A 16115-nucleotide genomic window follows, 5' to 3' on the forward strand; every position below is an offset into this window, starting at 1 on the left:
TATAGAACTAGGTAAAATATTGGAGGAATTTTCATATTTGGTTTCCTGCTTACTTAATACTTTACCATTTTTTCTTTTCTCAACCTCTACAGGAATATCTAAAATATTAGCATTAATAAGTTTTTGGATACTTTTATCTTTTGCATTTCTGTAAAATTCTTCTGTAGTATCTCCCCCACTTATCGTTTTTTTAGAAATTAATCTTGCTCCATCGTAACTAAAATTATTTTCTTCTTTTACTGAACTTCCTGAAAAAAGCTCCTCCTTTGTACTATTTTTAATAGTATTAAAATAGGTTAATAAATAGTTGGATGAACTATACTCAGTAAGGCTACCATTATGTATATTAAATGATTTTTTTACTTTCAAAGAATTTTTGATTTGATAATCATAAGTGTATTCTTCTTTTTTTAATGGCGTATTTTGTCCTTCTTTATAATAATTTACTGATAGTAATTTTCCTCTTCTGTCATCAAATGATTGTACATAGGAACTTGGAAACTTCATAAATTTAATAAAGTTTTTGTCTGCTTGACTGGAAAGAGTTTGATCAGGTTGCATAAATTGATCAGGGTAGTCATTAAAATTAGTATATTTCTTTTCAACATATCCTTTTCCTATAGTTTCTTCAATAACTCTGGAATATCCAATTACAGCACCTGTATTAAACCCAATACCTGAAGAAATTTCTGATATTGATGATTCTAATGGAGCTGTAATAAAATTGATTTGTCCTGAAGAAGTATTATCTGCATTGATATACTTGTATTTTATTTCTTTACTTACAATATTCTGAGAATCGTATAATTTCATAGAGTTGACCCTTGTACTCCCTAATATATACTTTTCTCCTTCATACATAAAATCATCATTCTCATAATTCACTTCTAAAAAACCTCCAGTCGGATATACCATTCTTTTTAACAATCCTAGTTGAGATCCTGTAGAAGGAGTTCGGTCTATTTCCCTAGAAATTTTATATGCCGTTTTATTCCTTAGTTGGAATGGAAATATATTATCTTTAACTAAATCAGGATAAAAATAACTTTTAGAAATAGGGTAATACCCATTTTGATATGGATGGAAATCATCTTTGGAAAAAACAATATTAGAACTATTATTATTAAAATAACCTAAAAAATCTACCTTAGAGGTATTTCGTGGGGGAAATACATTGTTGTCATAATAAAAAGAATATTTTCCCGATGAAGAATCATTCATGGTTTCAAGTCTCAGCCTTTTGCATTCATAAGCTCCTGCTGAACAAGTCCCGTTATCAAAATATGAGTACGTAAAATTATATTGCTTAACAATATTACCATTTTTGTTTTTTACTAAGATACCACTCAATGCATTCCCTCCATAATCAAGCCTTATGATATCATAATTAAAATCTAAGACCTCTTTATCCGTTGTGATTCTTTTTAATCTTTTAGGAACCAATCTTGATGATGTCAATTTATTAAAAACTGTTACTGGTGCCGCATTATTAGGAGTACTTATCAATTCAAAAGATGAATTAACATTATATCCACCAAAATCATAATAATTTAATAAATTATTATTATAATCTATTTTATATGTCGATAATAAAGATAAATGTTCATAGTTATTAGTAAAATCTTCATACTCAAAATTAATTTCTTTTCCTGAAAATGGATCTTTAATTTTAGTAAGATACCAGTTATTAACTTGTTGGGTGTCGTGACTATAAAGATCTAAAGGATATTCTCTAACATTTGAGAAATCATAGTCATTAAAAGTATAGATATATCCATTTTCTCCAGTAATTTCAAATTTATCAGGTTGATAAAATACAGTTCCTAATCCTGAATTACCAAAAGGATCACTCTCAATTCCAGCACATGATCTTTTGATAGTAAAATTTAGATTATTATTAAGTTTAGCATTTGAGGTGAAAAAATTAGCTTTTACCTGTGAATCGTTAATTCTTGTAAGATAAAATTTGTCATTCAAACCTGGGGCATTGATATAGTAGAAATCAGGAGCTGAATCTATTAGGTGATCATCATTATTCCATATTCTATTGTTAAAACATAACTGAGAACTGGATATTTGTGTGTCACTAAGGGCTTGTGGATAATCTGTAGATAAGTACCCCTTTGTCTGGCGATGCCAAGCATAACTCTGTTCTGGCTCAAACCCACCAAGACTATAAAACGCATAATTTTCTGTAAGATCGTTCATATCATTGATTTTCACCGTTAAGTTTCCACCAGCATTTAAATTCCAGCCTAGTCCTACAGAAGTTGCTATATCAGAAGCTTTGTTACCTTTTGTATTATAAGAAAGCCCTATAGGAATCTTAAGATTTCCAAAATTAATATCATAAATTGGAACTGAAATATTTGTCTTGCCTATAAAATCAGGTTCTGGGAAATCAGCATATCTCATCATGGTTGCAACTTCTGGGGTCGCAATATTATATATTTGTTTCTCTGATATGTTTGTTTGTGATCGGTATTCTGAAAAATTAAAAAATGATAATAAAAGAATAACTTTAAATTTATTTTTTTTCATGTGGTTTATTTTTTAATCAGCTTCGCATTTGCTGTTTTATTCGTATCCGTTTTGATAACCACCAGATAAGCTCCCTGTACCAATGCCGGGGTATTAATCTTGGTGACTGTATTCTTCGTTTTTATATTCTGAAGCTGTCTGCCTCCCATATCATACAGTAAAATATCTGCTTCCTTGAAATCAAAACCAATTTCTACATAAGCATAGTCGGAGACTGGGTTAGGATAAATCTTAATGTCTTGTTTCTCGATCAGCTTATCAACCTGTTTGTCTCCTAACTTTACAATCTTCCAGTTTTCTTTTCCCAATTCTTCAGCACTCGTTCCTGCAAGGATAATGGAACCATCTCTGTTCAGTTTCAGATCTGAAAGTCTTTCTTCTCTTTTCCTAGATTCTCCCGTGATGTGTTTTCTCCACTGTTCATTACCATTCTCATCTAAATAAAGCATCCAGAAGGTTTCATCATCCTTTTCTATTCTTCCTTCGGCCTGGGTATAACCGCCCAATAAAATTCCTTTGGAAGATTTATCATCTGCTGAATGAAGCACACTCATACTCATCAGAAGATCTCTGTTTTTGAAATTGTAAGATTTTTGCCATTGCTCTTCGCCTCTTTCATTCAAAGAAATCAGCCATAGATCGGTTCCTTCTTCGATGCCTACCGTTTTGTTTCCGGATCTTTCTGATCTCGATTCTCCTCCGATAATAAATCCATTAGAAGATAAAGCCAAGGTTCTGATGTGATCGTCTCCTTTTCCTCCAAAGTTCTTTTCCCATTCAACTTTTCCGTTTTTGTCTAATTTGACAATCCAGTAGTCACCTTCTCCAAAGTTGCTACTGGCTTTTGGCATCTGGCTACTGGCTGTTGAACTAGCTGATCGTTGTTCGGATCCCGAAACACGAACTTCGGAACTTCTTGAATACATTCCCAGTAAAGCGCCTCCATCCTTCGTGGGAATCATTTTCTCTACTTCATCTAAGCCTTTTCCGCCTAAGATAAGTTGAGAAAGTTCTTTGCCATCTTTATCAATTCTACTGATCCAGACATCTTTGGAACCGTATCCTTTTGAAGCATTCTGAACATTTCCGGCTACAAAAAATCCTAAATCTGTTGTTTGAATAACAGATCTTGCTTCTTCATCAGAAGAGGTTCCGAGTGTTTTCTGCCACAACTCATCTCCAAATTCATTGATTCTGATCAGCCAGATGTCTGAACCGCCTTTAGAATCATCTTTTTTATCCAACCCTTTTCCGGAATAGGAAGTTCCGGCTAATAGAAAACCACCATCCTGAGTAGTAACGGTAGCTGATAAATAGTCATGATTATTTCCTGAGAAGTATTTTTCCCAGACTTCCTGTCCCTGTTGATTCAATTTAATAAGATGGAAATCGTACCCATTGTTTTGCTTACTGCCAGAAGCTTGCTGCTTAGCGCTTTGAATAGAGCTTCCTGTAATAAGGTACTGCTGGTCAATTGTAGTAGTCACCTGGCTTAAGAAATCCTGCGTTGAGGATTTGATATCTTTCTGCCATATGACTTCCTGAGCAGAAATACCTAAGACCGTGCATAAGGTCAATGCACTGAGATAGAGTTTTTTCATTCACGCTATATATTTGAGTTTATAATTAGTTTTTGCGCTGCAAATTTAATCTTTTTATACTGAAAAATCATTCTTTAGAGACTTAATACAATCATTTTAAATGATATATTAATATTATTTCTTTATGCAAAACTATAACTGCAAAACGACAGAATCTGTCGTAACAAGTACGAATCCTTTTTTTTTACTAAGGTCTCGGAATAACCCGATGATTCTTATTACTATTAGAAATAAACAAGGAGTACCAACGGGCACTCCTTGTTATAAATATTAGTTATCAAAATATTGTTTTCACAATTAATAGAAACTCATACTTTTTAAATCGGACCTACAGTAAGAATTCCATTGACTGTCATAATTTTCTCATCTGTACTGAACATTCCGGCAGTATTCTCGGTAACTACTTTAAAATGGTGAGACATTGGATTTCCCGTACTATCTTTAAAGAGAAGAGTTCCTGATCCCCAATCGGTATCCGTCAATGGTAATTTAACCAATGCTTTAAGTGACGGACTCACATTTTCCACGGTTTTAATTTTTGTCCAGTTTCCTTGTGTTGACATTTTATAAACGTGGTACTTTGCTTTATAAGCCATTTTAGGCCAGGAGAAGGTTACCTTTGTCCATCCTAATTTTCCATAACTTCCGTTAAACATCATTTGAGGTGATTCTGGCAATACATTTTCTGTGATTGTTGTAATCATGATCTTGGAAGCTTCCGATGGTGCATATTCTGTTAAGATAACATCAGGCTGGTTATTCCCTGAATAATTAGCTTCGGCAAATTCTACTTCCGCTTCAACGGTTACACGATAATACAAAGGATCACTAAATGGCACCTGAATAAGATCAGCAAAATCATCCTCTAAGGTCCAGGTCTTATCATTTAAAACACCTTTGGTTTCAAGATTAATTTCTTTAACGAGCTCCATGGTTCTTACAGAAACAGCATCCTGCATATTTAAAGCACGGTATAATTTTGCTTTCTTAACATTATAAATTTTCTTGTAAGAATTAATTGTTACCTGCATTTTCGGAACAATACCTAATTCATCATCCTGTAACACAGGAATTACACTCTTGATTTCCGGAGTTTTTAACGGGAACGAATTCACCATGGCAACCGGACCTACCGCTGTACTCATATCTCCCTGCACAAGCTGTGCATTGATTTCTTTTACAGCATAAAAATACACACTTGTGGAAGCCCCATCCAATGTAAAATCTACAAAGGTTGTTTTATTATTTCCTACAACTTTCATCATAGGAGCCATATCAAATTCAGGAGAAGCAGGATTCAGGTATGCCCCGTCTTTGCCTCTGATGACCTGTGCTTTTGGAACAGGCTGATAATCTCCACCTTTAATATGCTGATAAAGGATAGGAATTTCCGTTAATGGCACAAATGAATTCTGAATAGTTTGTCTGATAAAATCATAGAATGTCACCTTATTATATTTTCCGTTCGGATGTTTTGGAATGATCTCATGTTCCAAATGAGTCATCTGAGACGGAATTACAGGATTGATATTCTCCTGGAAGTGCGTATTATGATCCTGAATAAAGAGATTAATATTCTTAAACAAATCTTTATTATCCGGAAGCGGAAGTCCAAATCCGTTATCTTCTGTAAAAAGTTTTGTAGACTGGTTGTATTTTGCATTGGCCAGCTCCAATAACCTTGTATTAAAAAATTCATCACTATTGGCTTCTCTGATAGATTCTATCGAAGTAGCAGCAGGCTGTTCGTTATTTTTCGTATAGTTATACAGTGAACTTAACAAAATATCGTCATTACTACGCAGATACATCACACTGAATGGCCTATGGTTAAACTCTGTGGTAAATGCATACGAAGAACGTCCAAAAGAATCTGGTCTTGTTGCATACTTTGAACCTGAAGGCTGTTGCGGAGTCTGAGGAGCTTCAATTCTTCTTCCAAACATCATTGTAGGAATAGAAATTCTTGAGCTGAAGCCGGCATACGTATTACTGATACTTCTTGTTCCGAAAATACTGTATTTCTCTAAAACATCAGGATCTTGTGGAACGACATAGGTGTTCGTCAAACGAGAAGGTGCATTCTGGAAAAGATAGACTCTATATCCTGGATAGAAATTCACTTCTTCTGTTCTTGTAACATCTAACTGAAGAGGGTTTGTATCGGTATGGGACTCATCCAACGCATACACTTTTAAATTACCTGTCCCGATATTGTCGATACGGATCACTTTTAATATCCTTTTCTCAGCGCCCTGCTGCCCTGCAACTGATACACGTACACTTCCTCTGTACCATTGTACACTGTCTTTTCCGGGAACATTCGTAAATTGAGGATGATTGCCCAAAGTATATCCTGGAAAATTAATTTCGTACAATCCGGTGAAAGGAACACCCGACTCATTGACTCTCTTAATGCTGGCACTCTTATTAATCCCTCTGTATTTTCTAAAATAAGTATTATAAGTGACATCCGGTGCCTGCCCTGATTCTATGGTGACCTCTTCTGTATGAATTGGCCAGTTATTACCAATCTGAACTTTAAATGAATGTGGGTTTACAGATCCCCATGAAATCGGGTTTTGTAAATTCTCACTTACCATGAAAGATGCATTAACAGCCGGAACTGAAAAGTTTGCAGGATCAAAAGGGACTGGAGTATTTTGTCCAAAAGCATTTCCGGTCTGTATTTTCATAATATGGAAAATCGGAAAGTTAGGATTGGTTGCCGGAACAATATTATGAATAATATAATCATCCGCTCCTACTGTAAAGATGCCTCCAATATAATTAGGAAAAGATGCCGGCGGGATTGTTGGCGTCATATTCTGATTTGCCCCGTTACTGCTTAATGGCAAAGCTTTTGTTGTAATAACGGATATCAGAGGATTCCCAGGTAAGTCTGAAACGGTATCAATCATTCCAAAGACTTGTTTTATAGTTTCAGGGCGGTAGAAGACCTCTATTTTATCGGCAAATAATTCTTCATTATCCGGCAAAGGTTTAAAAGTAGATAGCTCTTCTCCATTGATAGCCTTCTGGTAGGAAATCATATCCTGCGATGCATCATACTCCATAGTAAGCCTTACCAACGTTTTATCTGTATTGGTATTATCGCTATACATTTTCTGTTCGTTGTCTGAAGTCAGCAACAATGGTTTCTCCTGCTGAACTAAAAATGCACTGACACTTGATGGCGGCAATAAAGTATTGGCTGGCTTGATGGTTGATTCAATCTGCAGGGTAATAGGTGTAGAAGTTGCTCTTGAGAACCAGTTGACTCCATAAGAACCGTAGATATGAATCCCCGATCTTGTTTCTTTATGTACAAACGCAGGATTTCCATAATCAGGAATAGCAATCGATACGGTTTCGTTATGAGACTCGCTGCCATCTGAAAGTACATTCAGGAAACCAGGATCGTTAGGTAATTCCGGTAAGGTCCACTCGGTATCTCCTTTGGTTTTATATTCAATACCCACAGAAACAGGATACGTAAACTTGGACATATCAAATTCCTGAGAGGTATAATAGAATGGACTGTTAGCAGGTTCATCCGGCGTTATTTCCTCAATCATTAAGCTTAAATATCTTCCTGTACCATCATGAGTATATCCATCAGCATTGGTAATACCACTCATGGTAGTTTGTGCTGTTGGATCGGCCGAAACCATCCCGGGAACAATCTTTTTCAATTTTACTGGAAGGGATAAACGCTCATCTTCCAGAGAAGTCGGCAGCGATATAGAAAGGTGATCTACCTTACTTCCCGGCTTTTGATTTTTTAAATCTACCAGAGTAACATAATGAGCAGCATACATATATTGGCTGCCATCATCAACCTCATCTGTCAAGTCAAGATGTCCCAGACCAAGCATTCTTGCTACATGATAATCAATAGCAGCCATCTGAAGGTTGTTGAAGTGTGAAAACTCCAATGGGTTGGCATCGTTGGTATCATCATTAAGGTAATAATTCTCTATCGCCAGTGGGTTGGACGGATCATCACTAAAGTTTAAATAAGATTTAACGGAATGCCTGATGGTATTTTCATCCTGCGGCATATCACTCCATTTTCTTACATAGTTTTTGATATTTACAAACTCATCATCATTGTATCTTGCCCACTTTGCATGAACCGGTTTATCCGGTCTAGGATCCAATCTGCGATACAGTACCTCATCATCATCGGTGGAAAGACCAAAATCTCCGATAAATTCCCAGTTTCTCTTGTAAGCAACATCTTCGTAAAATTCAAACTCAATTTGAGTAACCACCATTCCGGTAGGAATGAAACGAATACTTCTTCCGTTTTCAGCAAAGATTTTCTGTGAAAAATTTGAGAGTTGTCTTCTGAAAGTTACATTTTTAGGAAGTCCTGCCAGATTGGTTTCTACTGAAAGAACTTCTGTTTTTGCAGATCCGGTACCTTTTACCAAAAGCTTTGCCGCAAAAAACAGTTTTTGGCTGGATTCTACCTCAATAAGGTTGTTACCATACATTTCAAAAAACTGCTTAGGATCCGCAGAACTCCCCAATTGCTTTACTATTTCATTGTATTTATTTTTATTTCTGAAATATACACGGAACATTCCCTGTTCCACATTTCCGTACAACCATAATCCTTCTGAATCTACAACGGTGGTTGGAGGATCCATAAGATAAAGGCTTCGAACGATGGGTTCATATCGGGTTCTGTAGATGGAGATAAAGTCATTTTCTTTATTAAATCCTTTGGGTTGACCGCCATAGTTTTTTCCTTTGGGTAAATGCTCAGCAAGTGGTCCCTTTAAAGTCCATCTCAAATGAATACCCGGAGTACTTTCTTTTCCTTTAGATCCAGCCGCCTGTAAATACAGGCAGTTGGATTGTAATAGAGGATTAGTCACAGGAATAAGTCCTGAAGATGCTTTCGCATTATTATTTATATTAAAAGACATTTCTATTAGTTTATTTTGATATTTTCTACTTTAATTCTATCTGACACTTTATAGTCAGCACCATTCCATGTTACATAGGTAAACTGGAACTTCATATTCACTTCTCCAATCATTAGATCTTTATTCATAATAAGAGCCTGCGAATAATCTTTTGAATACAACACTGAATAATTCAAATTCGGTCTTGGTTTTAAGATTCCATTATCTTTAAGAACTTCAATCATTCCATCCTGGCTAATAGCTGTATTTCTGATAACCGCCTCAATAGGAATTCTTGGATGGTTGAATGGTTCCGGATTTCTAACAAGGATAGCGACTACATTTCCTGTTGTGGTATCAATAATTTTATTGAATTCAGTAGTAGGAGCATCTTCCTGTGGAATAATTCCGAACAATCCATGAACAACTCTATCAAAAGGATGCTGATACTGCATTGCAATTGCCTTACTTAAAGGATGATCACACTCTTTTTTAGGATCTGTAGAGATTACCTTCCATGCAGCCTGAATAACCTCTGGCGTAAATGCTTTTTGAATAGTATATACAGCCTGCTTGGTTTGAACAGCACCATTTTCATCATTATAATTGATGAAACAGCTATTCACCTGCTCTGCAAAATCTGCATAACGGGAAGTCTGGAAGACAAACTTATGAACCTCTTTAGCATAGTCGTTCTTAATTTGCTCTGTCATTTGGGTAACATCCACATTATTATGCGCTCCCCAATAGAAGTTCATGACCTGAGCGGTGTAAAGCTTCTGAGGTTTCAACCCTTTAAATTGAATGGTACGATAAACAGATTTTGGTTTTTCTAAAGTCACAATACCTGTACAGTTCTTTCCATTGTTCAGCATATTGAAATACTGCTGCATCACCGGTGGAATGGCCGGGTTTGGATCTGTCTTCCAGTCTTCAATGGTTTGAGCCATCTGTACAGGACCTGTAACTACAGTGGTTTCATTAGAGAACAATCTTGGAGGATTTACAATGGTGATATCTTCTACAGGATCTTTGATAAGAATCTTCATAGAACCACCAAGTTTTTTCATCCCATTGTACTCATCCCATCCGTCCATTAACTTGGAAGCATAGCTTGATGTAAAGTACATGGATATTTCCGTTGTTTTATCATTGTAAAATAGAGGTTTGGCATTCACAATGTTTCCATCTGCATTTGGATACGAACGCTGATAATCAATGTACGCTCTCAATGAAGTATGAGGATATAAATCCGGATGCGGAGTAAGCTCCTGACCAGGTACTACAGGAAGAAGGTTTCCGTTTTTATCACGGATTCTTCCGATGGTATCTTCTATGATATTCGTAGAGTCTTTAATGGCAATTTCTCCATAAGTCGCATCTTTATCCAGGTGGAAGAATCCTAAAGGCCCTGCCGTACGGAATTTGTAAGCATAACTTTTTGTTCCTGAAGGAGCCTGACCATTATCTACCGTATCTTTTAATGTAAATTTCACATAATAAGCGGTATCCGGTCTCCAGATTGGCTGAATAGATCTTGTCATCGCATTAACAGCAGCAAGCGTTTCTTCGTACACCGCCTGCTGACCAGGAATACTCACATTATAATAATTATCTTCTACAGAGAGCCACTCTACTTCATGGAACAGGGTAAAGCATTTTTTCTGACTTGAACAGTTTCCTAAATTCTTCAGAATGGAAATGATATCCTTACAAGCATTATTAAACTCTTCATAATACATTGAATGCCCTGTCCATCCCATAAACATAATAGTTGTAATTGTATTGATCTGTCTGGCTAAAATTTCATTTAGATATTCATAAGACGGATTATTACTGATAAACTCATCATAAGCATCCAATAAAGGAGTTTCTGCACGAGGTGGTTTGTCATTAAATAATCCAAACTCCTTCTGGGACAGATATGAACTCAGATCACATAATACAGGATCTTTGCACAAGTTCATTTGTAACAACAGGTCATTAATCTGCTTCAGTTTGTTTTTCAAAAGCTCGAAACGGGCAATAATCTCCTGCTGATTAGGGTTGCTTACACTATTGCTCGCTATAAGCTCTTCTAACAGTGCACCATATTGTTCAACATTCAGTTCGTACACAAGATTCGGGATCCAGCTATCTCTTAATATCTGTAATATTGACTGGTAAATACCCTGCTCTAAATTTCTTCGGATAAAACCTACGTTTATAGTTCCTGCTCCTCCTCTAAAATCGAATAGTGGGAAGAAATTATTATTATATAAACTAACGATTTGCGGATAAAGCTTACAAACCTCTTCATATTTTTCCTTCCTTGTTCCTTCACAGCCTTTGGTCTGTAATCTTGCCAATTGTTTTTCCAATTGTGCATACAACTCCGGATTGCTAGGCGTTATTTGGCCAACTGATCCTCCATGTTGTAAAGCATCCTGATAACCCTGATCCATAAGATCTGCCATCTGCTGTAAGATAATATTTACTTCCGTACTGTCTACAGTATCAGGAATAATCACCATCTTCGTAATTCCACCTTTTGGCACATTTGACGGAGAAATTACATTTTCAAGATCCTGCTTAGAATAATACTCATCCTGAACATCATATTGTACAAAGGTTTGGGTATTGGTAAGGTCAATAAGCGGACTGAAATAACGTACTGTAACTCCTGTGCTGTATGTACTTAATTTCAGCTTGATATTGGCCGCCGGATCAGGTAACACAATGGTAAGCGGAGAGTGATTTTTAAACAATAAAGATTTTGCAAAACCATGAGCATTCGCTTCATCTGAAACCATTGCATAATCTCCCTGCATTACAGGATTTCCATTTGTATCTACAGTATATTGTACATCTCCCTCAACCTGATAGGAAGCTTCTTTACTCTGGAAGAAGGTAGAAGATGAAGCATAATACTGGGTATTCAGTGCTTTATCCAGGAAGTCTGAAACAGAATTCTTGATTTTTTGTTCTTCACAGAATAATGTTGACGGTAACACCCCATACTGCTCAGGAGTAAACCATCCTGGATTTCCCTGCTCTGTATAAGAGAATGGTGTCATCCCTAATAATCTGATTGCATTGTACTGATTATCTTTTTTCTGCCACTGCCCTACTTTCAGATTGTTTAAGAGTTGATTCCCAGGTTCCATTGCTTTGTATGGATCATATTTCTTCCAACCGGAAGTTCCATCGTTGGCCATAATTTCAATGGACTCTAATGAGTATTGGTGTTTTACCTGTCTCAGCTCAAGTCCTTTCATGATCTTATCCGGCGGAATCATATCTGTAGAATTGGCAGCTCCACTGGTATATCCACCGATAACAGAACTCACACTTGCTCCAGGAAGCAATCCTTTGGTTGTTTTGATATCAATATAGGTATCAAGAGGTACCACTTTGTGAATGGAGTCAATACTTGGATATCCTGATGTTTCTGCCCTCTCAAGATCGAATGTTTCGTTGGTCAACATACTGATCCCTTTTACAAGACTGTTTTCCTGATCTGGAATTTCTGTAAACGGATTTACAGGGGTTCGGTCCACTTCTTTATTAAATTCCCATTTCAATTCCAGTTTTGCAGAGAAGCTGATCTTAAAGAATAAGATTTTCAACTTAAACGCTACTGTAAATGCTCCATAGATAAGGAACGGTTTCGGAGATTCTACCGCAAGAAGGATGGATACTGCAGCATAAATACGGAAGATCTTCACGTTAATATCAATCACTAATCCAGCTTCAAAGTAGGCTCCCATCTGAGGTTTCTGGAAACTGATTTTTCCGCCTAATTCAAGATATGCAAGTACAAAAATACTTACCGGGCCGAATTTTCGGTCAAATCTGAATTCTCCTCTTGCTCCGGCCTGAATTCCTTTTCCGGAAATCATCAGGAATGCCTTTAGAGTAAACAGGTCTTTTAAGAGCTTGGCCTGAATTGGTTTCTGCTGTGTTCCGAAATTAATATACCACGCTGATGGATTATTAAAGAAGAAACCTGCCTGGATCTCTGCATACAGTTTGATAATATCACCTGAACTTTCAGGGAATTTATAATCTGCCCCAAATCCAAATTCTAATGAACTGTCTCCAAAAATAAAGAACGCGAAGAATGGTGGATCATCCTGGAAATTCACTCTTTTTGCCAGAAGTTTCATTCTCGCATCTACCATCACCATAGATGGAAGAGATAATAGTAACATGGCATTGGCTGAAATAATATTTCCGTTCGCCATTGTATCTCCAAGCAATGCTCCTACTCCTAAAGAGAATGGGAAATTGTATTTCTCCGTTTTATCCGGGCCACTGAATTTATCTACGCCTACTCCTCTGTCCGGAGCGGTATAATATTCGTACCAGGTATTTTGGGACGTCATATTAATAGCTTCTTTTTCGGCCACGTAGCGATATCCTAATAGTCCTCGGAATCCGTAAATAGATACCGGTCCTAAAGCAATCGGATTCGGAAGCTCAATATTCGCATCAATAAGGAACGCAGGATATTTTGGAGCTAAACGCATATTTACTCCCCCTGCAATTCTAGGGTTTTTAACTTTAAGGCTTACTCCCCCTTTATATTCCTGGAATGCTCCCGGTTCTGGAATGGATAGCCATCCTTTAATTGAGACATTCGGGTCACTTGAATTTGCAGGAATAACCATATCGATATGGATCGTCTGAATATGCAGATATGAATCCGGATCTCTTTCGCCCCCGTCATCATCAACGGAGTAGTAATATTTAATACCGTCTCCACGGGCATCAATTCCTGCAACTCCGATGCTCACTCCTCCGTCGAAACCGAAGTAGTTGTACTTACGCATAATTCCTTTTCTTTCTCTTTCATGAGAACCGAAGTGGATCGCCGTAACTGAAATCTCAGTTGGACCCAGTGGAATTTTAATTGGTTTTGGAAGAACCATGTTTCCTCCGTTTACACGGAAATCGATATGACCGTCGCTATAGATTCTTAATGCAGAGATACTTAGTTTCTGTCCTTTCAGCAGTTCACCGAAAGTACCCAGGAATTCAATATCTGCAGCGGCACCAATGTAGAATTTATTGTCTTCTTTTCCTAGTTCAACAGAACTCAGATGCAGTTTCATAATATTCCCTAGCTGAACAGGAAAAGGCGGAGCTGCAGCGGCGGTTAGACGGAAATCTCCATTGGCTTCGAGATGACCTGCAACGTCAAGCTGAACGGGCTGCCCACCGACAACTGGCATATCTGTTGGATAGGTGAATTTAGGAATAATCAACCCTCCTTTTATATTGGAAGAAACAACTGAGTTTTTGTTCAAGGTAACATCAAATGATTTGAATCCTACTTTGAAACCATTATCGCCTCCAAGTTTTTTCCACATCATGGCATTATTGCCATTCACTGTAGATAAATAGTTCTGGTAGTTGCCCGCTTTTTCAAAAACAATAGAATCTGTCTGCCCAACAGGAGTTAGAGAAAGCGGAAACTTAAATGCAAATGGAGCATCTGAAACTGCTTTTAGACCTTGCAAAATAGTTTTCAGTTCTGCATAATTATTAGCAGTTACAAGTCCTATTTCTCCTGTAGTTGGATTCTTTTTATATAATGATACCGGGTAATTGAATGCAAATTTGTCATTATAATATTCAAAACCGCCTCCCTGGTTCGCTACAGGTACAGATTCCAGCATAATGGTTCCGGAAACCCCTCCGGTTCCTACCAGCATATCATAACCTCCTAACCTCAGTGTTGTACTTGCACCACTTGGTGGGTTTGTTTCATCTTTAAACCATTTTGGCGGCAATGTTACGGAGATTGCTCTTGCATACACTCCGGTAAAATCTGGTGAATACCCATAGGCATCTGCTTCAGGAATATTTTTTGTTTTACTTAGATCCAGTTTCAATCTGTCGAGCTGAACTAGGAGTCCTGTATTTCCAATTTCTGAATAGGTAGGATTTAAAGTTCCTGCAATATCCAGATCATATCCAATTCCTGAAACGGTATCTGCATATAGTACTGCTTTAGCAAAATCGAAATAGGTTTTTGCATCGGGGCTTGGATCTGGCATTAGCTCACCGCTAGAATTGGTAATCCAAGGTTTTAGAATATTTCTAGGAAACTCAATGGATGCTGAGGTTTCTAAGGTTATCTTAGCATTAGGAGTAATAATACCTTTAATATATTCATCAATATCCTGAGGTAAAATATTTTGGAAAAATAATTTTAGTTTTTCCTTTGGGTTGGAGGGATTTAGATTACTTGCAATATATGTTGCAAAAGCTGCTAAAACCGCACCTCGTCCGTATGCAGAACTAATGGAATCAATGAGTTCTCCAATTCTATTTCCAGAACTCGGATATGGAATTGGTGATGGAAATGAATACCCCAATTCAGTATTTATATCATCTACAAACTTATTAATTGGATCTCCTGTTGTATTAACGAATACATTAATAAACTCATTAATTATGGTAGTCTGACTAAGGTTTAAAGTAGCCAAAGCTACGTTAAAAATTTCTTCAACAGAGAAAGAAAAATTATCTATGTTGAATTTAGATATATATCCAATAATTGGCCAGTTATATTGAACTGTTATTGGGAAAGAAGAGATTTGCCCGTTTTGAGCATCTCTATTAAGGACAAATTTAAGACCATAAACGAGGTCAAAATTTATCTTTTCTTTAGCTACAACGCTTAAACTATAGAACGCACTATCTCCTGAAGAGCTTACACTTGCCTGAAAGTCCTTATAGTAAACTCGACTAAAAACTTGTTGGGAAATATTCTTTACAAATCCTAGAGAAGATGGTATGTTATTTAGAGTAATTAAGTTGGATAGCTTAGGATAATATGGTAATAATTGTGTATTTGGCATAATATCTTAAAAAATTTGATGTGTTGATTTTATTATTAAATAATCAAAAAATGATTATTTAAAATACCCTAATCATATCCTTGATAAATCAACATCTAAAAGTTCTTTTTTTTGTTTTGGGGATTTATTTCTATCTTTCAATTGGATATTGTAATATCCATGCGATTTTATAGAGAGCTTGTGCCCACGTCAATATTTCTATA

4 protein-coding genes are annotated in these 16115 nt (G+C 36.6%); all 4 read right to left on the minus strand.

Features of this window, described 5'->3' with window-relative positions; all coding sequences use genetic code 11:
* Positions 1–2541, minus strand: a 2541-nt coding sequence (locus ACQ76T_RS20545) for a hypothetical protein (RefSeq protein ID WP_431345103.1), incomplete at its 3' end; no start/stop codon positions are given.
* Between the two features lie 5 nt (positions 2542–2546).
* A complete protein-coding gene (locus ACQ76T_RS20550; protein ID WP_431345104.1) occupies positions 2547–4142 on the minus strand; it encodes a T9SS type A sorting domain-containing protein in 1596 nt (531 codons plus the stop codon).
* A 317-nt stretch (positions 4143–4459) separates the two neighbouring features.
* Positions 4460–9082 carry a hypothetical protein gene (locus ACQ76T_RS20555; protein WP_431345105.1) on the minus strand — a complete coding sequence of 1541 codons (4623 nt, stop codon included), beginning with the start codon at positions 9080–9082 and terminating at the stop codon, positions 4460–4462.
* Between the two features lie 5 nt (positions 9083–9087).
* Positions 9088–15912: a hypothetical protein gene (locus ACQ76T_RS20560; protein ID WP_431345106.1), complete on the minus strand. Its 6825-nt coding sequence runs from the start codon at positions 15910–15912 to the stop codon at positions 9088–9090.
* Positions 15913–16115 lie beyond the last annotated feature (203 nt).

Source organism: Chryseobacterium sp. JK1 (genome assembly GCF_050632815.1).
Taxonomy (GTDB): Bacteria; Bacteroidota; Bacteroidia; order Flavobacteriales; family Weeksellaceae; genus Chryseobacterium.

What these genes read in the sequence shown, in the direction of transcription:
- ACQ76T_RS20550 (WP_431345104.1), bottom strand. Translation starts at nt 4,142, where the DNA reads ATGAAAAAACTCTATCTCAGTGCATTGACCTTATGCACGGTCTTAGGT.
- ACQ76T_RS20560 (WP_431345106.1), bottom strand. Translation starts at nt 15,912, where the DNA reads ATGCCAAATACACAATTATTACCATATTATCCTAAGCTATCCAACTTA.
- ACQ76T_RS20555 (WP_431345105.1), bottom strand. Translation starts at nt 9,082, where the DNA reads ATGTCTTTTAATATAAATAATAATGCGAAAGCATCTTCAGGACTTATT.